At 68.6% G+C, this 23,153-nt stretch carries 21 protein-coding genes; 8 read left to right on the top strand and 13 right to left on the bottom strand.

The genetic code is table 11. From position 1 onward, the window contains the following. Positions 1-50: 50 nt before the first annotated feature. The 4 genes from Q344_RS0104150 (at position 51) to Q344_RS0104135 (ending at position 4,139) form a co-directional block, all read left to right on the top strand. Positions 51-1,079 (top strand): ABC transporter substrate-binding protein, encoded by a 1,029-nt coding sequence (locus tag Q344_RS0104150; protein ID WP_028285560.1) that lies wholly within the window; start codon positions 51-53, stop codon positions 1,077-1,079. Positions 1,080-1,098: 19 nt separating this feature from the next. Continuing rightward, a complete protein-coding gene (locus Q344_RS0104145) occupies positions 1,099-1,863 on the top strand; it encodes an ABC transporter ATP-binding protein (RefSeq protein ID WP_028285559.1) in 765 nt (254 codons plus the stop codon). Between the two features lie 180 nt (positions 1,864-2,043). After that, positions 2,044-2,868: an ABC transporter permease gene (locus tag Q344_RS0104140; protein WP_028285558.1), complete on the top strand. Its 825-nt coding sequence runs from the start codon at positions 2,044-2,046 to the stop codon at positions 2,866-2,868. After that, positions 2,868-4,139 carry an FAD-dependent oxidoreductase gene (locus tag Q344_RS0104135; RefSeq protein ID WP_028285557.1) on the top strand — a complete coding sequence of 424 codons (1,272 nt, stop codon included), beginning with the start codon at positions 2,868-2,870 and terminating at the stop codon, positions 4,137-4,139. Before Q344_RS0104140 ends, Q344_RS0104135 begins: the two co-directional genes overlap by 1 nt. Position 4,140: 1 nt before the next feature. Here Q344_RS0104135 and Q344_RS0104130 read toward each other — a convergent pair whose 3' ends face one another. Then, positions 4,141-4,458 (bottom strand): H-NS histone family protein, encoded by a 318-nt coding sequence (locus Q344_RS0104130; protein ID WP_028285556.1) that lies wholly within the window; start codon positions 4,456-4,458, stop codon positions 4,141-4,143. Between the two features lie 340 nt (positions 4,459-4,798). Further along, a complete protein-coding gene (locus Q344_RS0104125; RefSeq protein ID WP_156954625.1) occupies positions 4,799-6,946 on the bottom strand; it encodes an anthranilate synthase in 2,148 nt (715 codons plus the stop codon). A gap of 255 nt (positions 6,947-7,201) precedes the next feature. Between Q344_RS0104125 and Q344_RS0104120 the strand changes: the two genes are divergently transcribed. Both Q344_RS0104120 and Q344_RS0104115 read left to right on the top strand, forming a co-directional pair. Next, the gene (locus Q344_RS0104120) at positions 7,202-8,227 is read left to right on the top strand and encodes a ketopantoate reductase family protein (RefSeq protein ID WP_051630259.1); all 1,026 of its coding nucleotides are present in this window, start codon (positions 7,202-7,204) and stop codon (positions 8,225-8,227) included. A gap of 37 nt (positions 8,228-8,264) precedes the next feature. After that, entirely contained in the window at positions 8,265-8,927 is a 663-nt protein-coding gene (locus tag Q344_RS0104115; RefSeq protein ID WP_028285553.1) for a glutathione S-transferase, read from the top strand. On the opposite strand, the gene Q344_RS0104110 is transcribed toward Q344_RS0104115, so the two are convergent. The 11 genes from Q344_RS0104110 to dctP form a co-directional block, all read right to left on the bottom strand. Further along, positions 8,924-9,619, bottom strand: a complete 696-nt coding sequence (locus Q344_RS0104110) for an ABC transporter ATP-binding protein (RefSeq protein WP_028285552.1) — start codon at positions 9,617-9,619, stop codon at positions 8,924-8,926. The two genes, Q344_RS0104115 and Q344_RS0104110, sit on opposite strands and share 4 nt — an antisense overlap. 201 nt (positions 9,620-9,820) lie before the next feature. Continuing rightward, a complete protein-coding gene (locus tag Q344_RS0104105; protein WP_028285551.1) occupies positions 9,821-10,549 on the bottom strand; it encodes an ABC transporter ATP-binding protein in 729 nt (242 codons plus the stop codon). Continuing rightward, positions 10,546-11,481, bottom strand: a complete 936-nt coding sequence (locus tag Q344_RS0104100) for a branched-chain amino acid ABC transporter permease (RefSeq protein ID WP_028285550.1) — start codon at positions 11,479-11,481, stop codon at positions 10,546-10,548. Before Q344_RS0104100 ends, Q344_RS0104105 begins: the two co-directional genes overlap by 4 nt. Then, on the bottom strand, positions 11,478-12,404 hold the full coding sequence (locus Q344_RS0104095; RefSeq protein WP_028285549.1) for a branched-chain amino acid ABC transporter permease: 927 nt from the start codon (positions 12,402-12,404) through the stop codon (positions 11,478-11,480). Before Q344_RS0104095 ends, Q344_RS0104100 begins: the two co-directional genes overlap by 4 nt. A 94-nt stretch (positions 12,405-12,498) precedes the next feature. Beyond that, positions 12,499-13,788 (bottom strand): ABC transporter substrate-binding protein, encoded by a 1,290-nt coding sequence (locus Q344_RS0104090; protein ID WP_028285548.1) that lies wholly within the window; start codon positions 13,786-13,788, stop codon positions 12,499-12,501. A gap of 94 nt (positions 13,789-13,882) precedes the next feature. Then, positions 13,883-15,208, bottom strand: a complete 1,326-nt coding sequence (locus Q344_RS0104085) for a hypothetical protein (RefSeq protein WP_084178289.1) — start codon at positions 15,206-15,208, stop codon at positions 13,883-13,885. Positions 15,209-15,337: 129 nt separating this feature from the next. Continuing rightward, entirely contained in the window at positions 15,338-16,843 is a 1,506-nt protein-coding gene (locus tag Q344_RS0104080; protein WP_028285546.1) for a malonate--CoA ligase, read from the bottom strand. 13 nt (positions 16,844-16,856) lie between these two features. Next, complete coding sequence (locus Q344_RS0104075) at positions 16,857-18,095, bottom strand: malonyl-CoA decarboxylase (protein WP_028285545.1); 1,239 nt, start codon at positions 18,093-18,095, stop codon at positions 16,857-16,859. Further along, positions 18,092-19,411, bottom strand: coding sequence for a TRAP transporter large permease (locus Q344_RS0104070; protein ID WP_028285544.1), 1,320 nt, complete (start codon positions 19,409-19,411; stop codon positions 18,092-18,094). The genes Q344_RS0104075 and Q344_RS0104070 overlap by 4 nt, the downstream gene beginning before the upstream one ends. Beyond that, complete coding sequence (locus Q344_RS0104065) at positions 19,411-19,980, bottom strand: TRAP transporter small permease subunit (RefSeq protein ID WP_028285543.1); 570 nt, start codon at positions 19,978-19,980, stop codon at positions 19,411-19,413. The genes Q344_RS0104070 and Q344_RS0104065 overlap by 1 nt, the downstream gene beginning before the upstream one ends. Then, a complete protein-coding gene (dctP, locus tag Q344_RS0104060; RefSeq protein ID WP_028285542.1) occupies positions 19,977-20,954 on the bottom strand; it encodes a TRAP transporter substrate-binding protein DctP in 978 nt (325 codons plus the stop codon). The genes Q344_RS0104065 and dctP overlap by 4 nt, the downstream gene beginning before the upstream one ends. Positions 20,955-21,049: 95 nt before the next feature. Here dctP and Q344_RS0104055 point away from each other — a divergent pair, with 95 nt between their 5' ends. Further along, on the top strand, positions 21,050-21,742 hold the full coding sequence (locus Q344_RS0104055; RefSeq protein WP_051630500.1) for a GntR family transcriptional regulator: 693 nt from the start codon (positions 21,050-21,052) through the stop codon (positions 21,740-21,742). A gap of 143 nt (positions 21,743-21,885) precedes the next feature. Further along, positions 21,886-22,875, top strand: coding sequence for an NAD(P)H-dependent flavin oxidoreductase (locus Q344_RS0104050; protein ID WP_028285540.1), 990 nt, complete (start codon positions 21,886-21,888; stop codon positions 22,873-22,875). Positions 22,876-23,153: the final 278 nt, after the last annotated feature.

Raw genomic sequence — 23,153 nt, 5'->3', positions numbered from 1 at the left:
CGAGTCCCGCACAGACAGAGGCCCCCCTTGGGGGCAAGGGAGGAACCCAGATGACCAAGACCCTCACCCGCCGCGCGTGGCTCGCCGGCGTCTCGATGATCGCCGCCGGCACGATGGCGCTCGGCGCAACGGCCGCCGCCGCGAACGACCCCGTGACCGTGGGCGCGCTGCGCTTCACCAGCCATGCCGCGGGCTTCGTCGCCTTCGAGAAGGGCTATTTCGAGGAGGAAGGCCTCGACGTGACCTTCGAATTTTTCCAGGCCGCGCAGCCGATCGCCGTGGCGACCGCGGGCGGCGACGTGGACTTCGGGATCACCGGCGTGACCGGCGGCCTGATGAACCTCGCCGAGAAGGACGCGATCCGGATCGTCGGCGGCGTGCTGCACGAGAAGAAGGGCTATGACGGCATGATGGTCATGGCCTCGAACCAGGCCTATGACGCCGGGATGACCACCGTCGACGACATCAAGGGCCATTCGGTCGCGATGACGCAGGTCGGCTCCACCTTCCACTACATGACCAACCTGATCGCCGATGCGAAGGGCTGGGACATGGCCGAGATGAAGATGGTCCCGCTGCAGAAGGTCGGCGCCATGGTCGCGGCCACCAAGTCGGGCCAGACCGATGTCCTGATCATGGTTCCGCACATCGCCAAGGCGCTGGCCGAAAGCGGGGCCGCGAAGGAGATCGGCTGGCTGAACGATTACGCCGAATACCAGATCTCGACGATGATCACGAGCGTGGACAACATCGAGAACAACCGCGACATGGTCGAGCGCTTCGTGCGCGCCTATTCCAAGGGCATCGCCGACATGAACCGCGTCTACCTCGAAGGCGACGCGGACGAGGCCGAGGTCGAGGAGATGACCAAGCTGATCGCCGGCTACGTCGCACCCGACCAGCCCTACGAGAAGGCCGCGCCCTCGATCATCAACGGCGCGATGTACCTGAACCCCGGCATGGGGCTGAACAAGACGGATGTCGCCGAGCAGATGCAGTGGTTCAAGGACGAGGGCCTCGTGAAGAGCGACCTGACCGTGGACCAGCTGGTCGACGACAGCTTCGTCGAGACCTGGTAAGCGAAAGGACCCGAGCGGCATGGATCTGCGCGTCGAAGGACTGTCTCACCGCTACGACGATCTCGAGGTCCTGAGGGACATCAACCTCGAGATCAACGCGGGCGAGATCGTCTGCGTCATCGGCCCGTCGGGCTGCGGGAAATCCACGCTGCTGCGTCTTCTCGGGGGGCTCGAACAGCCCTCCGAGGGGCAGGTCCTGCAAGTGGGCGAGCCGCCGGAAGGCTCGCTCAACCCCCTCACCTACGTGTTCCAGGATTTCGCGCTCCTGCCGTGGAGGAGCGTCGAGGGCAATGTCTCGCTGGTGCTCGAAGGCCACAAGATTCCCGCCGCCGAGAAGGAGGCCCGGATCGCCGACGTGCTGGAGCGCACGCGGCTGTCGGATTTCCGCAATGCGGTGCCGAAGCAGCTCTCGGGCGGGATGAAGCAGCGCGTCGCCATCGCGCGGGCGCTGTCGGTGAACCCCGCGGTGCTGCTGATGGACGAGCCGCTCTCGGCGCTCGACAGCCAGACGCGCGAGCTGCTGATGGACGATCTGATCGACCTCTGGGAGCGCGAGCGCTTCACCTCGTGCTACATCACCCACAACCTCGCCGAGGCGGTCCGTCTCGGCCACAAGGTCGTTGTCCTGTCCCGTCGCCCGGGGCTCATCCGGGAGGTGGTCGAGATCGACATGCCCCTGAAGGAGCGCACCCTGTCGAACCCGGTGGTGGCCGGGATCCAGCAACAGCTCTGGGACATGATGCGCAAAGAGGCGCAGGCCGCGGACGTGGAACTGGCGGGGTGATGCGCGCACCCGACGCCACCGCCACCGGTCCGAGGCGACACGGCATGACATTTGAACCGAACATCCGCCCGGTCGAATGGACCGGGCCGCGTCCGCGTTCCGTGCAACCGTCTGAGCGCCGGCATGCGCATGCCTGCGCCGCTCGACGGCTGCCCTCCGCGCCCTTGAAGGAGACCCCCCATGGCTGACGTCACCGCAGGCGCCACCCCGTCCCCCTCCGAGACCCGGCCCGTCCGCTTCCGCGGCGGCGGCTTCCTTCCGAAGCCCCGGCGCATCATCGGCTTCATCACCTTCGCGGTGATCCTGCTCGCCTGGGAACTGGGCTCGCGCTCGGGTGTCATCCCGGCGCTCGTCCTGCCCGCCCCCTCCGAGGCGTGGGCGGCGTTCATGGATCTCGTCCGGTCCGGCAACCTGCAGAAACACCTTTCGGCCTCGCTCTGGCGGCTCTTCCTCGGGTTCACCTTCGGCAGCATTCTCGGGCTGATCGTCGGCACGGCCATCGGGCTCAATTCGCTCGCGCGCTCGGCATTGGCGCCTCTGGTATCGGCCATTTTCCCGATCCCGAAGATTGCGCTGCTGCCGCTCTTCATCATCTGGTTCGGGATCGGCGAAGGCTCCAAGGTCGCGACCATTCTCTTCGGCTGCTTCTTCCCGACGGTGATCGCCACCTATGGCGGGATCGACAGCGTGGACCGCGCCCTGATCCGCATGGGCCAGAGCTTCGGCCTCTCGCGCGTCGACATCATCCGCAAGATCGTCCTGCCCGCCGCCCTGCCCGCGATCCTCTCGGGCATGCGGATCTCGGCCTCCATTTCGATCATCCTGCTCGTCGCCGCGGAAATGATCGGCGCCGAATACGGGATCGGCGCCTATGTCCTTCTCGCCGGCAACCTGATGTCCACCGATCAGCTCATCGCCGGGGTGGCGATGCTCTCGGTCTTCGGGCTGACGGTGAATTACCTGATCACGCTGGCGGAACGCCGGTTCCTGGCCTGGAGAAACTGATGCCCCGCAATGAAAGCGATTACGACGTCATCGTGGCCGGTGGCGGTGCCGGCGGTGTCGGCGCGGCGATCGGCGCCGCGAAAGCCGGGGCCCGTGTCGCGCTGGTCGAGAAATACGGATTCCTCGGCGGCGCCGCGACCAATGCCCAGGTGCTGGCCTATTGCGGCTTCTTTCACCACGGCGGGAACGAGGCGGTGCAATCCGTCGCGGGCGCGGGCGAGGAAGTGCGCGACGAATTGCGCCGCCTCGGGCTGGACTGCAAACCCTACCATTCGCCGACCACCGGCAACTGGATCATCCTGCTCGACCCCGAGCGGCTGAAGGTGGCGCTCGACCGGGTGCTGGCGGCGCATGGCGTCGATGTCTTCCTGCATTCCCGCGTCGCCGCCGCCTCGCGCACCGCGGACGCGATCGAGAGCGTGACCGTGGCCGGAATGGACGGCCGTTTCCGGCTGATCGGCGAGAGCTTCGTGGACGGCAGCGGGGATGCGAACCTCGCGCTCGTGGCGGGCCAGCCCATGCGGCTTGGCGATGGCGAGGGGCGCATCCAGGCCTTCACCATGCCGATCCGCGTCGGCGGCGTGACCGCCGAGGGACGGATCGACCGGCAGCGGATCATCGCGGCGGTGGACGCCTTCAACGAACGCTCGCCCGAAAAGATCAACCGAACCGACGGCGGCATCTACACCCGGGTGGAGGGCTCGGGCGATTTCTGGTGGCTCATCATCGACCGCGAGATGCCGGACCTGAGCTCGCGCAGCTTCACCCGGGCCGAGCAATCGGCGCGCGAGATGGCCGTGACGATGGTCGAGGTGCTGCGCGACAAGGTCGAGGGGTTCGAACGTGCCTACCTCGCCCAGACCGGGCCGCAGATCGGCGTGCGCGAGACGCGCCACCCGGCCGCGCGCTACGAGATCACCCATGACGACGTGCTGCAGGGACGCCTGCGGGAGGACGGGGTCGCCCGCGCCTCCTGGCCGATCGAGCTGCACACCGAGGCGGGGAAACCGGCCTACGAATTCATCGGCGGGCCGGGCTATTACCACGTCCCGCTCGACGCGCTTCATGCGAAGGGGATCGGCAACCTGTGGTACGCGGGCCGCGTGATCGGTGCGGACCCCCGCGCCTATGGCTCGACCCGGGTCATGGGCACCGCCTTTGCCAGCGGAGAAGCCGCGGGCGTGGCCGCGGCGCTCACGGCGGGCGCGGGGCAGGCCCCGGACGCCGCCGCCGTTCGCGCGCAGCTGCTGGCGCAGGGCGCCCTGATCTGACCTATTTGCGGATCAGGTAATCGTCGAGGTCGCCGCCCGAGGACAGGATCTCCTTGACCCATGCGGGCTGGCGGCCACGACCGCTCCAGGTCTTCGAGCTATCGTCGGGATGCCGGTATTTCGCCGGATGCACCTTGCGCGACTTGCTGCCCGCGGTGGTCAGTTCCGAAAGGCTGAAGCCCATCTCCTGCGCCTTTTCCTCGAGCGCGGCGAGCGCCTTTTTCCGTTCACGGTCCTGGTAGGTGCGAATGGCATTGTCCACTTCCTTGCGGAGCTGCTTCAGCTCGTCCAGGGACATGCCGTCGAGTTCTTTTGTCATTATTCTGTCTGTCCTTGTGTTTTTCATGCTGCCAGCACGTTTTGCAATCTCACTTACCCAGCTTCTGAATCGAGTATTTGCCGGATAGAAGTCAAGCGGCACATTTGTGTCACCGGAATCGGACGCCGCAATCGGCGAAATGCCACCGGGATAATTCGGACTTTCCTTTCGATCCGACAGGAAACGCTCACAATTTGATCGCCGGAAAACTGTCGCTCAATAGCGTCAAGAACGTTTTACAACGACAATTATTCAGGCAAGAGATTAATGCCAAGTAAAGAAATCCGGGCCATTCGGGAATGAAATCGGCATCGCCCGCAATGAGCGATGCCGGTCAGCGTCACTTTCCGAGACGGCTCACGACATTCTCGATCATGCGAATGCCCGCGTCCTGCCCGAGGGACATGATGCTTTCGGGATGGAATTGCACCGCCGCGATCGGCCGGGTCGCATGTTCGACGCCCATCACGCAGCCGTCCGCGGTCGTCGCCGTCACCCGCAATTCCTCGGGAATCGTTTCCGGGCGGGCATGCAGCGAATGGTACCGCCCGATGGTGACCTCGTCGGGCAGGCCCGCGAAGACCGTGCCGTGGTGATGCACCGTCACCCGCGAGGGCTTGCCGTGCATCGGATCGGCCAGCTGGTCCAGCTCGGCGCCGAAGTAATCCGCGATGGCCTGCAGCCCGAGGCAGACGCCGAAGACCGGCAGGTCGCGGTCGAGCGCCTTGCCGATGGTGGCGCGGCAGTCGAAATCGGAGGGGTTGCCCGGCCCCGGAGACAGCACCACGAGGTCCGGCGCGAAATCCGTGAAGACCTGGTCGTCGAGCGGGGTGCGCGTCGTCAGCACCTCGGCCCCGGTCTGGCGGAAGTAGTTCGCCAGCGTATGCACGAAGCTGTCCTCGTGATCGACGAGCAGCACCCGGCGCCCCTGTCCCATGGGCACGCGCGATCCGTCGCCCGCGCCCTCGTTGGAGCTCATGTCGCCGCGGATCGCGGCCCGCATCGCCGAGGCCTTCAGCTCAGTCTCGGCCTCTTCCTCGTCCGGGTCGCTGTCGTTCAGAAGCGTCGCCCCCGCGCGCACCTCGGCCACGCCGTTCTTGATCCGGATGGTCCTGAGCGTGAGCCCGGTGTTCATGTCGCCGTCGAACTGCACCGCCCCGACGGCGCCGCCGTACCAGAAGCGCGTCGATTTCTCGTGGGTCTCGATGAATCGCATCGCCCAGAGCTTCGGCGCCCCGGTGACCGTCACCGCCCAGGCGTGGCTGAGGAAGGCGTCAAAGGCGTCCATGCCGGGGCGCAGCCGCCCCTCGATATGGTCGACCGTGTGGATCAGCCGCGAATACATCTCGATCTGGCGCCGTCCGATCACGCGGACCGATCCCGGCTCGCAGACCCGGGACTTGTCGTTGCGATCGACGTCCGAGCACATGGTGAGCTCGCTCTCGTCCTTCTTGGATTGCAGCAGCTTCAGGATCTGCTCGCTGTCCTCGATCGCGTCCGCCCCGCGCTTGATGGTGCCCGAGATCGGGCAGGTCTCGACCCGGCGCCCGGTGACGCGCACGAACATCTCGGGCGAGGCGCCGACGAGGTACTCCTGTTCCCCGAGGTTCATCATGAAGCCGAAGGGCGCGGGGTTGATCCGTTTCAGCCGCCGGAAGATGGCCGAGGGCGCGTCCTTGCAGGGTTCGTAGAAGACCTGCCCCGGGACCACCTCGAACAGGTCGCCGCGGCGGAAGCTCTTCTTCGCCTCCTTCACGAGCTCGGCATATTCGCCCGGCACGTGATCGCCGCGCGGCACATCCTCGGGCCCGCGCTGGAAGGGTTCCGCCGCGCTGCCGCCCTCCAGCCCCTCGGTCGAATGGGTCTCGAAGGCGAAATCGTAGGAGATCGTGTAGGCGCGGGTCGCGTAATGGTCCGTCACCAGCAGGCTGTCGACGAGGAAGAGCACCAGGTCGCGCTGGTCGGCGGGGCGCTCGAGCTTCAGCTCGATCGGCTCGAACTGGAAGGCGAGGTCGTAGCCGAAGGCGCCGTAGAGGCCGAGGTGGTGATCCTCCTCGGTGTGGAAGAGATCGGTGATCGCGCGCAGCACCGAGAAGACGGAGGGCGCGCGGGAGCGCTCCTCCTCGTTGTAGACCCGCGTCGGCTGCCGCACCTCGAGCGCAAGCCCGTCGGCCACCGCCTCGACGGAGGCGAGCGCCTCCAGCCCCTCGAGCACCGGGCGCAGGATCGCGACGAGCACCTCGCCCCGGGGGTTCAGCGCCCGGATCGCCATCTTGCGTCCGCGCGCGTCGATCATCAGCGGCGGCTCGGCAAAGCCGAACTCCCACCGGGTGTAGCGCCCGGGATATTCGTAGTTCGACGAGAAGAGCGCGCCGACGTGGCTGTCCAGCCGGTCGATCAGCGCTTCGGAGGACTCGAGGTAGGTGCCTTCGGTCTCGCGACGCGTAACGGTGATGCCACCCTTGGTGACAAAGGTCTGGTTGCTCATTTCAGGTGATCTCATGTGCCGGGGCGCGTGGCCCGCGTTGATGGAAAGGGGTCAGGTCTGGCGAGGGCTGCGCCATCGCCCGGTCATCCACCGGCCTTGCCATCGTTCGCACATGCATCCGCTCCGTTGCTCGGGCCGGACTCGATTAGCAAGGGGTCCGCGGTTTGTAAACACGCCAGCGTCACCTTGCGGCAGCCGCGCAAGCATGCGTAAACCGGGCGGCAGGACCCGCCCCGCCCCGACCCGGAGAGAGAGATGCCCCAGACCGACCTGCCCCCGCTGCCCGACCGCCCGCTGGATATCTGCGTCGTGGGCCCCGGCGCCATCGGCGGCACGATCGCCGCGCGGCTCGCGCAGGCGCAGGGCACCGGCGGGATCGGCCGCGTCTCGGTCGTGGCCCGCGGCGCGCATCTTGCGGCGATCCGCGACCACGGCCTGCGCCTCGGGACGCCCGGGGGCACGACCGACGTCGCGCTGCACGCCGTCGGCGACCCGGCCGAGCTGCCCGCGCAGGACGTCGTCATCACCGCTCTGAAGGGCCACCAGATCCCGCCGATGGCCGCCGCGCTGAAGGCTCTGATGGCGCCCCATGCCCGGATCCTGCCGGTCGTGAACGGCCTGCCCTGGTGGTATCCCCTGCCCGACGGCAAGGGCGGCCATCGCGGCGCGGAAGAGGTCGATCCCGGCGGCACCCTATGGCGCGAGATCGGGCCCGAGCGTGCCATCGGCGCCATCGCCTATCTCGGCGCCTCGGTCCCCGAGCCGGGCGTCGTCTCGGTCGAGATCGAGGGCTATCTCGACCTCGGCCGCCTGCCCGGCGCCCCGCGCGAGGATGTGACCCGCATCGCCGGGCTGCTGCGCGACGCCGGCTGGACGATCCGCGAGACCGAGCCGTTCCAGAACTCGCTCTTCTCCAAGCTCTTCTCCAACTGCTCGCTCAATTCGGTGGCCGCCCTCGCGCGCGCGACCCAGAAGCGGATCGCCACCACCCCCGCGCTGCGCGAACTCGCGGCCGACATCATGGAGGAGGTCCGCGCCCTCGCCACGGCCGAGGGCGCCGAGATCCGGATGACCACCGAAAAGCGTCTGCACCATGCCGAGACCGGGCCCGACCACGCGCCCTCGACCCTGCAGGATCTGCGACGCGGCACTCCGATGGAGATCGAGCCGATCTTCGGCGCCACGCTCGCGCTCGGCCGGTCCCGCGGCGTGCCGATGCCGCGGCTCGAGCTCGCAACCGAGATGCTGCGCGCGGTCGAGGACAGCCGCGCGCTCGGCTGAGCCGGCCCCACGCCACCGACGACCCCCAGGAGAGATCATGATCACGCTGCACCATCTCGACAATTCCCGTTCCCAGCGGGTGCTCTGGCTGCTCGAGGAACTCGGCGTTCCCTACGAGGTCGCATATTACAAGCGCGACCCCAGGACGATGCGCGCCCCGAAGGAGCTGCTCGCGATCCATCCGCTCGGGCGCTCGCCGGTGATCGTCGAGGACGGCGAGACCTTCGCCGAGACCGGCGCCATCGTCCGCCACATCCTCGACCGCCACGGCAACGGGCGGCTCGAACCCGCGCCCGGCACGAAGGAGGCGCGCGAGCTGACCTACTGGCTGCACTACGCCGAAGGCTCGGCCATGCCGCCCCTGCTGATGAAGCTGGTGTTCGACAGCCTGCCACGGCGCGCGCCGGCGCTGTTGCGGCCGATCGTGACGCGGGTGGCCACGCAGGCGCGGAACGGCTACGTCAGCCCCGAGATCAAGCTCCACATCGACTACTGGGATCAGACGCTGGCCCGCAGCGGCTGGTTCGTGGGTGACGAGTTCAGCGCCGCGGACATCATGATGTCCTTCCCGCTCGAAGCCGCCGCGGACCGGGGCGGCGCCGGGATGCGCCCGGCGATCGCGGCCTTCCTGAAGCGCATCCACACCCGCCCGGCCTATCGCCGCGCGCTCGAGATCGGCGGCCCCTACCGCTACGCCTAGACGCCCAGATGCGACCTCAGCCGCTCGGGCGCGCGGGTCAGGGCGGCCGCGTCGAAGGTCTCGACGGTGCGGCCGTTCTCGATCACCTGCACATGATCGGCCAGCGCCAGCACCGCGTCGATCCGCTGCTCGACCAGCAGGATCGCCGCGCCGCGGTCCCGCAGCGTCAGCATGGCCTGCCGGATCGCGTCGATCATCGAGGGCTGGAGCCCCTCGGTCGGCTCGTCGAGCAGCAGCACCTTCGGCTGCAGGCAGAGCGCCCGCGCCGTCGCGAGCATCTGCTGCTCCCCGCCCGAGAGCGTGTCCGCCCGCTGCCCCAGCCGGTCCCGCAACCGGGGGAAGAGCTCGAGCACCTCCGCGCGCAGGCCTGTCCCCGATCCGCGTGCCATCAGCGCGACCTCGAGGTTCTCCGCCACGCTCAGCGCGCCGAAGAGTCGCCGGCCCTGCGGCACATAGCCGATCCCGCGCCCCGGCACCTGGTGCGGGGGCAGGTCCGAAACGACCTCTCCGTCCAGAACGACACGCCCCGCGGCCGGGGGCACGAGCCCCATGATCGCCTTCAGCGTCGTGGTCTTGCCCGCCCCGTTCCGCCCCATCAGGCAGGTGATCCGGCCCGCCTCGGCGACCAGCGAGAGATCGCGCAGGATCATCGCGTGCCCGTAACCGGCAGTCAGCCCCTCGACGCTCAGCATGACCGCCACCCGCGCGGAACGGCGCCATGCGCCGTTGCCTCCGGCGGGGATATTTGCAGCAAGAGGAAGTGAGGACCGGCCCGCCTGCTTCCTCTTGCCCGAAATATCCCCGCCGGAGGCATCCGCGATTTCCGGAGGAAATCGCAAGGCATCGCGTGCGCGCCGCAGGCGCGCGCAATCCGGTCGCGGCCCGCGCGAAGCTCAGCCATGGGCGGCCTCCGTGCCGAGATAGGCCTCCTGCACCGCGCGGTCGGCGCGGATCGCGGCGGGGGTGCCCTCGGCCAGCACCTCGCCGAAGTTCAGCACTGTGATCCGGTGCGCGAGTTCCATCACCACCGCCATGTTGTGCTCGATCAGCAGGATCGTGGTCTGCCCGGCCAGATCGCGCACCAGCGCCTTGAAGGCGGCGATCTCGGTCTCGGCCAGCCCCTGCGTCGGCTCGTCGAGGATCAGGAGCCGCGGATGCTGCGCCAGCCCCATGGCGATCTCGAGCAGCCGCTGGTGCCCGTAGGAGAGATCCTCGGCCGCCACCTCCCCCTGCCCGGCCAGCCCGGTGCGCTCCAGCGCCGTCGCGACCTCGCGCGCCACCGCGGCGCGGTCGCCGCCCAGCCGGCGGCGGGCGGCGAGCGCCACGTTCTCCGCCGCCGTCAGCCGCGAGAAGACCGAGGTGATCTGGAACGTGTAGGCCATCCCGAGCGCCACGCGCCGGTGATCCGGCAGGGCGGTGATGTCGCGCCCCTCGAAGATCACCTGCCCCGCATCCGCCGCCAGCCGGCCGATCAGCATCGACACGAAGGTCGTCTTGCCCGCCCCGTTCGGCCCGATCAGCGCCCGGATCTCGCCCGCCTCCAGCGCGAAATCCACGTCATGCACCGCGCGCAGGCCGTGGAAGCTGCGGGACAGCCCGCGGGTTTCGAGGATCGGGCTCATGGCAGCCCCCGCCAGGCCCGGCGGCGCAGCTCGCCCGCGATCCCCTGCGGCGCAAAGAGCGTGAGCCCGATCAGCGCCACGCCCGCGATCAGCATGTAGGCATCGGTGATCCCCGAGGAGAGATCGATCAGGTAGAACATGAAGAGCGTCCCGAGGAAGGGCCCGATCACCGTTCCGGCCCCGCCGAGCAGCACCCAGAGCAGCGGGAAGATCGAATATTGAACCCCCGCGAAGCTCGCCCCCGCGTAGCCGAAGAACAGCCCGTAGCCCGCCCCCGAGGCGGCCGAGACCATGCCCGAGATGACCAGCGCTCCCAGCTTCAGCCGGAACGTGTCGTAGCCCAGCAGACGCGCCCGCGGCTCGTTCTCGCGGATCGCGACCAGGACCTTGCCCATGGGGCGGTTGACCAGCCAGAGCGAGAACAGGAACGCCGCCGAGAACAGCGCCCAGGCCGCAAGGTAGCGCACCTGCGCATCGCCGAGGTCATGGCCCGCAACGACCCGGGACGCGGCCGCGATCACGAAGCCCTCGTCGCCCCGGGTGTACTCCGCGAAATAGAGGATCGCGAGGGCGCAGGCCTGCGAGAACATCAGCGTCACGATCATGAACGACACGCCCGCCGTCCGCAGCGCCAGCAGCCCGGTGACCAGCGCGAGCCCCGCTCCGCAGGCCAGCGCCACCCCGAAGGCCGCGACCGCGCCCGCATCGGTGAAGCGCAGCAGCAGCCCGGCCCCGTACATGCCCGCGGCGAAGAACATCGCGTGCCCGAGCGACAGAAGCCCGGTGTAGCCGAAGGCGATGTTGTAGCCGATCGCGTAGACGGCGAGCGTCATGACCCGCGCGATATTGCCATGCGCATAGGCCGGCAGCACGAAGTTCAGCGCGAAGAGCACCGCCACGAGGCCGAGGTGCAGCGCCAGCGATGCCCTCATCTCTCGCGCGCCCCGAACAGCCCCTGCGGCCGGAAGACCAGCACCAGCGCCACCAGCAGGGTCGCGAGGATCTTGGCAAGCGTCGGCGAGAAGAAGACCGAGATGATCCCGTCCGACATCCCGATCAGCACCGCCGCCACGATGGTGCCCGTCAGGCTGCCCAGGCCGCCGATGATGACGACGATGAAGCTCAGCAGCAGCGCCTCGCCGCCCATCAGGTAATGCGCCTGCTGGATCGGCACGATCAGCACCCCGGCCAGCGCGGCGAGCCCCGCGCCGACCCCGAAGACGGCGGCATAGACCCGCTCGACCGGGATGCCGAAGGCCGTCGCCATCTCGCTGTCGAGCTGCGTGGCCCGCATCACGAGACCCGCCTTGCTGTGCAGCAGCACCAGCCGGATGGCGAGGATCAGGGCGGCGGCGGCCCCGATCACGAAGAGCTTGTAGCTGGTCGTCGAGAGGCCCCACGGGAAATAGACCGAGGGCCCGCCCGCGCCCCATTCGATCCAGGGCAGCGCGATGCGGGTGTTGAAGGGCGGCGCCACCGGCCGCGCCTCGGGTCCATATCCCATCAGGGTGAGCTGCTGGATGACGTAGAGCAGGCCGATGGTGGCCACGATCGTGCGCTCGGGGTCGTAGTCGATCCGTTTCAGGATCGTCATGTCCGCGGCCGCCGCCAGCCCGCCGACGATGAGCGGCGCGAGGATCAGCGCCGCGATGAAGCCGACGGCCGGCCCGCCGCCCACGAGATCGGCCACCGCCCAGGCGACCACCGCGCCCAGCATGTAGAATTCGCCATGCGCGACATTGACCACGCGCATCACCCCGAAGACGAGGCTGAGGCCCGAGGCCATCAGCGCCAGGACCGCGGCCAGGACCGCGCCTTCCAGCAGGGCGAGCATCAGGTGGGGGCCGAAATCCATGACACCTCAGGTGGTTGCGCGGATGTCTTCAGGGAAAGTCTCAAGCCGCCCGGTCCCGGAGCCCGGTCCGGGCGGCTGCGCGTCTCGGCGCGGATCAGAAGCTCTGCGTGGTGTAATCGACCTCGTCCGGGTAGAGCGTGTCCTCGATCGGCGCGACATGGGTGACGTTCAGCTTCCCACTCTCGACCTTCGAGATGTATTGCGGCCCGAAGACCTGGTGCGTCCTGCCGTTGAAGAGCTTGTCGCCCTGCGGATGCGCCGCGCCGGCGGGCATCTCGGTCATCGCCTCGACCGCCTCGACCAGCGCCTGCCGGTCGGCGGTCGAGCTGTAGCCCGCGGCCTCCATCCCCGCCTTGATGATGTGCAGCGTTTCCCAGCATCCGAACATGTGCGCCGCGGTCGAGACGTCCTTCGGGTCCGAGGTGCTGGCCCCGTTGGCGTCGATGCCGACCGCGTCGCGGTAGGCGGTCACGTAGGCCGGGGCATCCGCCTGCAGGTAACGCGGCATCCCCTCCCAGAAATAGGTGCCTTCGAGGAAGTCCAGCCCCGGCGAGGCAAGGTCGACCGCCTCGAGACTGTCGATGAAGCCGAAGATCTCGGGGCGCGAGGGGCCGAAGAATTCGCCCATCTCCTTGACGAAGGTCAGCACGGCCGGCCCGACCATCACGTGATAGATCACCTCGGTCTCGCGCGGGATCTGCGGGAAGTACTTGGTGAAGGAGGTCTCGGTCGGCGGGATCGCGATCTGGGCCACGATCTCTCCGCCCGCCGCCTGGACTGCGGGGACGAGGTTGTCGCGGTGATCGTAGCCGAACCCGTAATCGGGATAGATCATCGTGACCTTCTTGCCGAGCGTGTCGGTGATGAAGGGCGCCATCGCCTGCACCTGCGATTTCACATCCGTGATCCCCGGCTGCAGCGTCCAGCGGTTCAGCATGCCGCTCGCGACGTGATGCCCTTCGGAGACCACGAAGTAGGGCAGCTTCAGTTCGCCCGCACGGGGGGCGGAGCCGATCACGACATGGGAGAACAGCGTGCCGAAGGCGATGTCGCACTTCGACTGGTTGGCGAATTTCTCGATCACCTCGGCGCCGCGCTTGGGATCGGTGCCGTCGTCCTCGGTGACCAGCTCGATCATCCGCCCGTTGATTCCCCCCTCCCCGTTGATCTTGGCCACCGCGGCCTGGCTCGTCCGGTCGTACCAGCGACCATAGGCGGCGCCGATGCCGGTCGCGTGCTTCTGGAAGCCGATGCGGATCGGCGCGGCGGTCTGCGCATGGGTATAGCGCGCCCAGAGCGGCAGAGTGGCGGCCGCCCCGGCGGCGCCCAGCGTCTTCAATGCGGCGCGGCGGGAGCTCGATTGCGGGTGGTCGGACTTCGACATGATGTCATCCCCTGTTGATCGGACAATCCCTGCAGGCGAGGGTCGGGAGAGTCTGTCGTCGCTTCAGACGGTTGTCCAGCGAATTGCCCCGCCGTCAGGCCCCGCGCGGCGCGGCCAGCAGCCAGAGCCCGAAAAGCGTGTAAAGCACCATGAAGAGCGCCAGCGGCACCTGGCTGAGGAGCGCCTGGCGCGGTGTCGCGAAATGCGCGAGCGCGCGGACATGGGCCATCAGGATCGCCACCACGTGCCCGAGGACGACGGCCCCGGCCTGGGTAAGCCAGATCACCCGGACCGTATCGCGGCTGTTGAAGATGCCGGTCGTGACCTGCATCCCGGCCAGCCCCAGAAGGTTCGCGCCGGTCCCCGCCGGATCGTTCAGCATGAGCAGAAGGTACTGCCCCTCGACCAGCATGGCGGGAAGGTAATGGGCGAAATGGTAGGCGAAGGCGATCGGCAGCAGCGTCGGCGCGAAGGCGCGCAGAAGTCCCGGCGTCGGGCGCGCGTCCTCGGCCAGGATGGCGCCCGCGTGCAGGCTCGCGGCGAAGAGCGCGGCAAGCCCCGCCCAGGCCAGCGCCAGCCCCGCGAGCGTCGGCAGCACCACGGCCGAGCGGCCGGGAAACTCCAGCGGGTTCACGCCGAGCCGGGCGAGCCACCAGAAGGTCTCGTTCAGCCCGTCGAAACTGCCCGCGGCCAGCATCGCGACCATGAAGAGGGCCAGCGCCATCGGCGGGTCGGCCCGCGCGAGGTGGCGCCACCCGGACAGGCCGATGGCCCGACGCCCCCGCCATCGCCCCGGCAGCGCGAGGCCGGAATAGGCCCGCATCAGCACCGTCAGCGCCTCGGCCGAGAGCAGCCAGCGCGGCCCGAAGGCCAGCGTGCCGGCCATGTTGAGCGCCCAGTATCCGCCCGCCGCCAGCGCCAGCCGCTCGGGCCGGGCCGGGGCGGGGTCGGCCAGCAGGAAGCCCGCGATCGCGAAGAGGCCGAGCAGCGCCGGCCAATGCCCGAGCGCGCGCGGATACTGCAGCGGGCGCGGCCGGCCCAGCCGGGCCCAGAGCCCGGTCCAAGGATTGAGCGCGCGCCAGAGGTCGCCGACCAGCGCCTGCGCGATCACGAGACACAGCCAGACCGCCGTCCAGATCACCAGGGGCAAAGGGTTGACCGTGGGGTCCTGCGATCCGCTCAGCCCGCGCCAGATCAGCCACCAGAGCCAAAGCGCCGACAGCAGGCTGGGCCAGCCGCCACGGCGCCTGCGCGCGGCAGGCCAGAGCGGGACGGGCCGGAACAGGCGCCGGGCGGCCCGGTCCGGCACGGCCGCCACCAGCAGCACCGTCAGCGCCACGGCCGCCACCCCGCCCGCGATGTAGAGATCGGTCGGCAGCAGCAGCACGAAGCCCTGCTCCGAGGCGTGGGCCGCGGCCATCCCTGGCGACAGGAGTAAGGAAAGATGGATCAGCCAGCGCATCGCCAGAGAGAACCCCGCCGAGGCGCCGAGGTAAAGGGGCCCGGCCCGGGCAGAGACGGCGGCCCGCCCTGCCCGCGGTCTCCGGGATCAGCCGGTGAAGGCACCCGCGAACTGGTCGCGCAGCAGGTTCTTCTGCACCTTGCCCATCGTGTTCCGCGGCAGCTCCTCGACGACCTCGAGCGCCTTCGGCTGCTTGAACTTCGCCAGCCTCTCGCCCGCGGCCGCGCGCACCGCGTCGCAATCGATCGTCTGCCCCGGCGCAGCGACCAGCACCGCCACGACGCCCTCGCCGAAATCGGGGTGCGGCACGCCGATCACCGCGCTTTCCAGAACGCCGGGCTGTTCGTCGAGGATCAGCTCGATCTCCTTCGGGTAGATGTTGTAACCGCCCGAGATGATCAGGTCCTTGGCGCGGCCGACGATGTGCACGTAGCCGTCCGGGTCGATCATGCCGATGTCGCCGGTGATGAAGAAGCCGTCCTCGCGCAGTTCGGCCGCGGTCTTCTCGGGCATCTGCCAATAGCCCTGGAAGACGTTGGGCCCGCGCACCTCGATCATGCCGGATGCGCCGTCGTCCAGCGTCTCGCCGGTCTCGGGGTCGGTGATCTTCAGCTCGACGCCCGGCAGCGGGAAGCCCACGGTGCCCGCGCGCCGCTCGCCGTCATAGGGGTTCGAGGTGTTCATGTTGGTTTCGGTCATGCCGTAGCGCTCGAGGATGCGATGCCCGGTGCGGGCCTCGAACTCGCGGTGCGTCTCGGCCAGGAGCGGCGCGGAGCCCGAGGTGAAGAGCCGCATGTTGGCGCAGGTCTCGCGGCCGAAGCCGGGCTCGGCCAGAAGGCGCGTGTAGAAGGTGGGCACGCCCATCATCGTGGTCACCCGCGGCAGCCAGTCCAGCGCCTCGGCCGCGTCGAACTTGGGCAGGAAGACCATCGAGCCGCCCGCGGCGAGCACCACGTGCGAGGCCACGAAAAGCCCGTGGGTGTGGAAGATCGGCAGGACGTGCAGCAGCACGTCGTCGGCCGTGAAGCGCCACAGGTCGACCAGCGCCTCGGCGTTCGACAGAAGGTTCGTCTGGCTGAGCATCGCGCCCTTGGACCGGCCCGTGGTGCCCGAGGTATAGAGCAGTGCGGCCAGGTCCTCGGCCTCGCGGTCCACCGGATCGAACCTGTCCGGCTGCCCGGCGGCGGCCTCGGTCAGGCTGCCCGTCCCGTCCGCGTCCAGCGTCAGCACGGGGACCGAGGCGATGCCCTTGACGGTCGCCTCGGCGCCGGTGCCGCAGACCACCGCGCCGGCCGCGCTGTCGGTGATGAAATACTCCAGCTCCGAGGCCGTGTAGGCCGTGTTCAGCGGCAGGAAGACCACGCCCGCCGCGACGCAGGCGGCATAGAGGGCCAGCGCCTCGGGGGATTTCTCGACCTGCACCGCCAGCCGGTCGCCGGGTTTCAGCCCTGCCGCCGTCAGCGCATGGGCCGTCCGCGCCGCCGTCGCGAGGAACGCCTGACCGGAGACGCGGGTCCCGTCGCGCAGGATCAGCAGCGCGTCCTCGCGGGTGGCGAGCGGCGCGAACATCCGGTCGTAGAGGGGGTTTGGCATATGGCGTTCTCCTTCAGGCCGCGGCGGGCGGCGGGACCAGGGCGCGGACCTCGCGCGAGGCGACGACCTCCTGCGCACCGGCAAACTTCTCGTGGTTCTCGACGAAAGCGTCGGGATCGTAGCGGTAATTGACCATCGCCCCCGCGCTCTCGGCCATCCCCTTGGGCGAGGTATCCGCCCCGGCATGGACCGCGTGGACATAGGCCCCGTTGCCCAGATGGAACCGGGTCACGGGATCATAGGGCATGCCGTCGGCACGCTTCGCCGTCAAGAGGAAGCGCGCCGCGGTGGCCTTCAGCGCCTCCGCATCGAGCTTCGCGGGGTCGATCCCCTCTTCCTTCATCCAGGCAGCGAGCGTCGGGATCGGCGAGAGGGTGACGAAGGTCTCGAGGTTGGGCAGTTCGGCCGAGAGGTCCTCGGCCACCTGCTTGATCAGCGAATTGCCGAAGGAGATCCCCGCGAGCCCCGCCTGGCAGTTCGAGATCGAATAGAACACCGCCGTGTCCGCCTCCTGCGCCGAGAGCGCCTGCCGGTCCTCGGCCAGCAGCTTCTGGACGGATCCGGGCGTGCCCTTGGTCAGCGCCACCTCGACGAAGATCAGCGGCTCGTCGGGCATCGCGGGATGGAAGAAGGCGAAACAGCGCCGGTCCGCGGGTTCGACCCTGCGGCGCAGGTCCTCCCAGCTGTCGATCGCGTGGACCGCCTCGTAGGCGATGATCTTCTCGAGGATCGCCGCCGGGCTTTCCCAGCTGATCGGGCGCAGGACCAGGAAGCCGCGGTTGAACCACGAGGCGAAGAGGTGCCGGAAATCGAGGTCGATCCGCGCTCGCGCGTCGCTGCGCGGGATCAGGCGGAGCAGGTCCGCCCGCATCTCCACCAGCTGCGTCGTGGCCCCCGGCACCCGGTTGAGGCGGCGCGCCAGCTCCTGCCGGGCGGGTTCGGCCGAGGCGAGGAACCTGCGGTAATGCGCCGCCGACGGGTCGGCCTCGAAAGCGTCGAGCGCGGCGCGCACCTTTGCAGGCTCGATCCCCAGATCGCCGGCGAGATGGTCGAAGAAGGCGAGCTTCTCGTCATCGCCCATCTGCGCGAACCGGTCGAGCAGCTGCGCCGCCGCCGTCAGGCCCGAGATCTCGCCCTGCGTCGACAGGATGTCGCCGATCAGCTCCTGCGTGGTCCGCTCGGACGGGGGCGGCAGGGCTTTTCTCGACTGGCGGGCGAAGAGCGTGGCGAGGACGTCGGACAGAAGGCTCATAGCGCGACTCCCATGACCGCGGTCGGCAACCATGTCGCCAGGCCGGGGAAGAGACAGAGAATGACGATCGCGAGGATCATGCAGCCGACGAAGGGGAGCGATCCGAGAAGCACCTGCTTCAGCCTGATGTCCGGCGCGATGCCGTTGATGACGTAGAGGTTGAGGCCGACGGGCGGGGTTATCAACCCGATCTCCATGTTGATCGTCAGGATCACGGCGAACCAGTAGGGATCGAAGCCCGCCGCGGTGATGATCGGCAGCAGGATGGGCGCCGACATGAGGATGACCGCCACCGGCGGCAGGAAGAAGCCCGCGACCAGCAGGAAGAGATTGATGATTCCCATCAGCACCCAGCGGTTCACCTCGAGCGCGCCGATCCACTGGGCGACGGACTGGGTGACGAAGAGCGAGGACAGCATGAAGGAGAACACCCCCGCCGCCCCGATGATGAAGAGGATCATCACCGACTCGCGGGTCGAGTCCCTGAGCACGACCCAGAAGTCGCGGTAGGAGAACATCCGGTAGATCAGCACCGCCGCCAGCAGGCACAGCATCGCCCCGACCGCCGCCGTCTCGGACGGCGTGGCGACCCCGCCGTAGAGCGCGACGAGCACGCCGACGATGATCAGCAGGAACGGGATCACCCGCGGCAGCATCTCGAACTTCTCGCGCCAGGAATAGGTCACGCCCGACAGGACCGAGGAGGCCGCGCCGCGGCGCCAGGTGTCGAAGATCGCCCAGGCGATGAACAGCAGCGTCAGCAGCAGCCCCGGGATCACCCCCGCAAGGAAGAGCCGCCCGATCGAGGTCTCGGTCGCGATGCCGTAGACGATCATGGTGACAGAGGGCGGGATCAGGATGCCCAGCGTGCCGCCCGCCGCGATCGAGCCCGCCGCGACCTCGGCCGGGTAGCCGCGGCGGCGCATCTCGGGGATGCCCATCTTGCCGATGGCCGCGCAGGTGGCCGGGGACGATCCCGACATCGCGGCGAAGAGTGCGCAGGCGCCGAGGTTCGAGACCAGAAGCCCCCCGGGCACCCGGGTGAGCCAGCGCTCCAGGGCCTCGTAGAGGTCGGGTCCGGCCCGGGTCGAGGCGATGGAGGCGCCCATGATGATGAACATCGGGATCGACAGGAGCGCGAAGGAATTGAGCTCGGCGTAGAAGAGCTCGGGCAGCGCGGTCAGCGACCGGGGCCCGTCGAAGATCCACAGAAAGAGCGTCGCGACCAGCAAGAGCCCGATCGCCACCGAGACGCCGGAGAAGAGGACGATCACCGTCACGAGCGCGACGATGCCACCGATAACGAGGGGATCCATCAGTCCAGGCTCCGTTCCGGGTGAACTTCGGGCAGAGCCCCGGGCGGCGCGAAGGCCGCGATCCAGAGGTCGACCAGCAATTGCATGAGGTAGAGGCCGAAGCCGAGCGGCATCGCGAGATAGGAGATCCAGAGCGGGAACTTCCACACGGATTCCGACGTCCAGTTCCGCTCCCAGGCAAGGTGGAACATCTCCCAGCCGTACCAGAGCATCGTCGCCGCCATGGCGATGGTCAGCGCGGTGACGATCACGGCGAGCACCCGGCGCGCGGGCACCGGCAGCAGGCCCGGCAGCAGGTCGACGCCGACATGCCCGCGCAGCTTCTGCACGTAGGCGAGGCCCAGCAGGGTCGCGCCGATGACGAGGTAGATCACCGCCTCGGTCTGCCAGATGGTGGACTGGCCGAGCACGCTGCGCACGAAGATCATGTGGCAGGTCACCAGCACGGCGGCGAGGATCATGAAGGCCGCGACGACGCCGAAGCCCACCGACACCGCCGTCAATGCGCGAAGCACCAGCGGCGGGCGGTAGGTGGCGCCCGCCTCCGAGGGGGCGGGCGTATGGGTCATTCGACGCTCAGCGCCGCGTCGAGCAGTTCCTGCCCGTTCGGCACCTCTTCGACGAAGGCCGGGTAGGAAGTCGTCTTCGCCAGCTCGCGCCAGGCGTCGAAATCCTCCTGCGTCATCTCGGCGATCTCCACGCCCGCGTCGGCGAAGGCCTTGGTGGTGACCGCGTCGCCCTCCTTGGCCTGCTCGAGATACCAGGCTTCCGCCTTGGCGGAGGCGTCGGTCAGCGCCTGCTGCTGCTCGGGGGTCAGGTTGTCGAAGGTCGTCTTGTTGATGAGAAGCGGCTGGTACATGAACCACAGCGCGGTGTCGCCCGCGGGGGTGTAGCACTTGAGCTGCTCATAGAGGCGATAGCTCAGGAAGCTCTCGGACGAGGTGTTCGTCGCATCGAGCACCCCGGTCTGGAGCGCCGAGTAGATCTCGGACGAGGCCATGGACGAGATCGAGGCCCCTGCCCCGGCCAGCATCTGCTCGAAGCTCGAGCCCGCGGCGCGGATCGTCACGCCCTGCACGTCCTCGGGCCCGGTGATGCAGCCCTTGTTCGAGCCGAAGCCGCCCGCGAGGTAGCCATGCACCAGCGTCTTCACGTCGTCGCCGGCCATGATCTCCTCGATGTCCTCCATGAAGGGCGAGGCCGAGAGCCGCGCGGCGTGGTCGTGGTTCTTCACCAGCCCCGGCATGAGCGTCAGGTTGTAGGCCGGCTGCTGTCCGCCCGCGTAGGAGAGCGGGAAGATCGTCATGTCGAGCTGTCCGCGGCTCAGCGGCGTGTATTGCTCGCGCGCCTTGAAGAGCGTCTGGTTGGGGTAGATCTGGATGTCGAGGTCGACATCGGCGGCTTTCACCTCGTCCGCCACCATCTGCGCGACCTTGTGGCGGACATCGCCCTCGGACCATTGGTGCGACAGCTTCAGCGTCTCGGCATGTGCCACGCCGCCGACAAGGATGGCGAGCGCGCTCGCCGAAATCAGGCGTTTCATTGTTGTTCCTCCCATGGCTGCCCCTCCCCGGGACAGGCGTGACGTCATGAGGCTTTTGATTGCCTACGATGTCAACCGTCTTGTATACGAAAACCATGACACCGAATACGCATCACCCGGATCCTGCCGATGGACGCAGTCGCGCGGACCGCATCGCGGCGCTCCTGGAAGAGCAGATCCTGACGGGGCGCTTCCCGCCCGGCACCCGGCTGGACGAGGCGTCCCTGGCCGAGGAGCACAAGGTATCCCGCACGCCGATCCGTGAAGCCTTCCAGCGGCTTGCGCTCTCGGGCCTCGTCGAACACGCGCCGCGCCGGGGGATCTTCGTGAGGCAGGCCACGGCGGTCGAGATCATGGAGATGTTCGAGGTCATGGCCGAGCTCGAGGCGGTCTGCGGCCGCCTCGCCGCCCTGCGCTCGAGGGAAGCCGATGTCGAGAAGCTCCGCGCCGCGAACCTGCTCTGCCACGCGGCGCTGGAGGCGGGCGACGCCGATGCCTATTACGCCGAGAACGGCACCTTCCATCACCTGATCTACGCGCTCTCCGGCAACCGCTTCCTCGAACAGGAGGCCTCGCGCCTGCACCGCCGGCTGAAGCCCTATCGACGGATGCAGCTGTACCTGCGCGGGCGGCTGGCCCAGTCGATGGAGGAGCACGAGGCGATCGTCGCGGCCATCGCCGCGGGCGATGCGGCGGAGGCGGCGGAACAGCTGCGCCGCCACGTCGCCGTCCAGGGCGAGAAGTTCCACCACCTGCTGACGCAGCTGCGGCTCGACGGCGCGGGCTGAGGCGCGGCGCCGCAGGTACATGCATTTGCAAGCAATGACGCAGCGGCCCTCGTGACAACATGGGGCTTGCCTGACAGAACTGGGCGCGAACAGGACTTCAGGGGCCGCCGCCGCGCGGTCCGGACACGAGGGAGAGGAACCACATGGCCGTGCCCGCCGTACTTCAGAACCTGCGCATTCCGCTGATCGGAAGCCCGCTTTTCATCATCTCGAACCCCGACCTCGTGCTGGCCCAGTGCAAGGCGGGCATCGTCGGCTCCTTCCCCGCGCTCAACGCGCGCGAGAAGGAGGGCGAGGAGATCGAGCTTGAGAAATGGCTCGTCCGGATCAACGAGGAGCTCGACGCCCACAACCAGGCGAACCCCGACCGGCCCGCCGCACCCTACGCGGTGAACCAGATCGTGCACCGCACCAACGCGCGGCTGGAACGCGACGTGGAGCTCTGCGTGAAGCACAAGGTGCCGGTCTGGATCACCTCGCTCGGCGCCCAGGAATGGGTCTACGAGGCGGCGCATTCGGTGGGCGCGATCGTGCTCCACGACATCATCAACGACACCTTCGCGAAGAAGGCGATCTCGAAGGGCGCGGACGGGCTGATCGCCGTGGCCGCCGGGGCCGGTGGTCATGCGGGCGCGCTGTCGCCCTTCGCGCTGGTGCAGGAAATCCGCGAATGGTTCGACGGGCCGCTCTACCTCTCGGGCGCGATCGCCAAGGGCGACTCGATCCTCGCCGCCCAGGCCATGGGCGCGGACGGCGGCTATGCGGGCTCGTGCTTCATCGCGACGGAAGAGGCCAACGCGGTCGCGGGCTACAAGGAGATGATCACCCGGTCCGGCGCGTCGGACATCGTCTATTCCAACCTCTTCACCGGGGTCTGGGGGAATTACCTGAAGCCCTCGATCGCCAATGCCGGGATGGATCCCGACCAGCTCGAGACGGCCGATCCGTCGAAGATGAACTTCGGCTCGGGCGACGGCTCCAAGGGCAAGCGCTGGAAGGACATCTGGGGTTCGGGCCAGGGCATCGGCATGGTGAAGGAGGTCCTTCCCGCCGCCACGCTGATCGACCGGCTCGCCGCCGAATACGACGCGGCGCAGGAGCGGCTCTTCGCGCAGGTCAAGCGCGCGTCCTGAGCCCCGCGGACAGACGAACGGCGCCGGACCTCCATCCGGCGCCGTTTCCGTTTCCGCGCATCAGGTCGGGCCTCAGATGGAGGCCCAGTCGCTGAACCGAGTCGTCGGCGCGGCGGGCCGGGGCGCGGAGGCCTGCTGGCCCTGCTGTTGCTGGCCTTGGGTGTTCGGGGTGGTCGGAGCGCTGCTCATGGTTTGCCTGTAGGTCTGCACGCGACAATCGGGGCCGCGCATTCCGGCCAGATGCGCCGCCCGCGACGACTTGGCAAGCCCCCGCGGAT

This window comes from Pseudooceanicola nanhaiensis DSM 18065 (genome assembly GCF_000688295.1).
GTDB classification, from domain to species: domain Bacteria; phylum Pseudomonadota; class Alphaproteobacteria; order Rhodobacterales; family Rhodobacteraceae; genus Pseudooceanicola; species Pseudooceanicola nanhaiensis.
This window is presented reverse-complemented; position numbering and strand designations above follow the sequence as displayed.

Bases quoted from the DNA above. Each gene is read 5' to 3' on its own strand.
- Q344_RS0104075 (WP_028285545.1), bottom strand. From the start codon at position 18,095: ATGAGCCTTCTGTCCGACGTCCTCGCCACGCTCTTCGCCCGCCAGTCG.
- Q344_RS0104070 (WP_028285544.1), bottom strand. From the start codon at position 19,411: ATGGATCCCCTCGTTATCGGTGGCATCGTCGCGCTCGTGACGGTGATC.
- Q344_RS0104090 (WP_028285548.1), bottom strand. From the start codon at position 13,788: ATGTCGAAGTCCGACCACCCGCAATCGAGCTCCCGCCGCGCCGCATTG.
- Q344_RS0104150 (WP_028285560.1), top strand. From the start codon at position 51: ATGACCAAGACCCTCACCCGCCGCGCGTGGCTCGCCGGCGTCTCGATG.
- Q344_RS0104135 (WP_028285557.1), top strand. From the start codon at position 2,868: ATGCCCCGCAATGAAAGCGATTACGACGTCATCGTGGCCGGTGGCGGT.
- Q344_RS0104110 (WP_028285552.1), bottom strand. From the start codon at position 9,619: ATGCTGAGCGTCGAGGGGCTGACTGCCGGTTACGGGCACGCGATGATC.
- Q344_RS0104085 (WP_084178289.1), bottom strand. From the start codon at position 15,208: ATGGCCGCGGCCCACGCCTCGGAGCAGGGCTTCGTGCTGCTGCTGCCG.
- Q344_RS0104065 (WP_028285543.1), bottom strand. From the start codon at position 19,980: ATGACCCATACGCCCGCCCCCTCGGAGGCGGGCGCCACCTACCGCCCG.
- Q344_RS0104145 (WP_028285559.1), top strand. From the start codon at position 1,099: ATGGATCTGCGCGTCGAAGGACTGTCTCACCGCTACGACGATCTCGAG.
- Q344_RS0104080 (WP_028285546.1), bottom strand. From the start codon at position 16,843: ATGCCAAACCCCCTCTACGACCGGATGTTCGCGCCGCTCGCCACCCGC.
- Q344_RS0104115 (WP_028285553.1), top strand. From the start codon at position 8,265: ATGATCACGCTGCACCATCTCGACAATTCCCGTTCCCAGCGGGTGCTC.
- Q344_RS0104055 (WP_051630500.1), top strand. From the start codon at position 21,050: ATGACACCGAATACGCATCACCCGGATCCTGCCGATGGACGCAGTCGC.
- Q344_RS0104120 (WP_051630259.1), top strand. From the start codon at position 7,202: ATGCCCCAGACCGACCTGCCCCCGCTGCCCGACCGCCCGCTGGATATC.
- Q344_RS0104130 (WP_028285556.1), bottom strand. From the start codon at position 4,458: ATGACAAAAGAACTCGACGGCATGTCCCTGGACGAGCTGAAGCAGCTC.
- Q344_RS0104105 (WP_028285551.1), bottom strand. From the start codon at position 10,549: ATGAGCCCGATCCTCGAAACCCGCGGGCTGTCCCGCAGCTTCCACGGC.
- Q344_RS0104050 (WP_028285540.1), top strand. From the start codon at position 21,886: ATGGCCGTGCCCGCCGTACTTCAGAACCTGCGCATTCCGCTGATCGGA.
- Q344_RS0104095 (WP_028285549.1), bottom strand. From the start codon at position 12,404: ATGGATTTCGGCCCCCACCTGATGCTCGCCCTGCTGGAAGGCGCGGTC.
- Q344_RS0104100 (WP_028285550.1), bottom strand. From the start codon at position 11,481: ATGAGGGCATCGCTGGCGCTGCACCTCGGCCTCGTGGCGGTGCTCTTC.
- Q344_RS0104140 (WP_028285558.1), top strand. From the start codon at position 2,044: ATGGCTGACGTCACCGCAGGCGCCACCCCGTCCCCCTCCGAGACCCGG.
- Q344_RS0104125 (WP_156954625.1), bottom strand. From the start codon at position 6,946: ATGAGCAACCAGACCTTTGTCACCAAGGGTGGCATCACCGTTACGCGT.
- dctP (WP_028285542.1), bottom strand. From the start codon at position 20,954: ATGAAACGCCTGATTTCGGCGAGCGCGCTCGCCATCCTTGTCGGCGGC.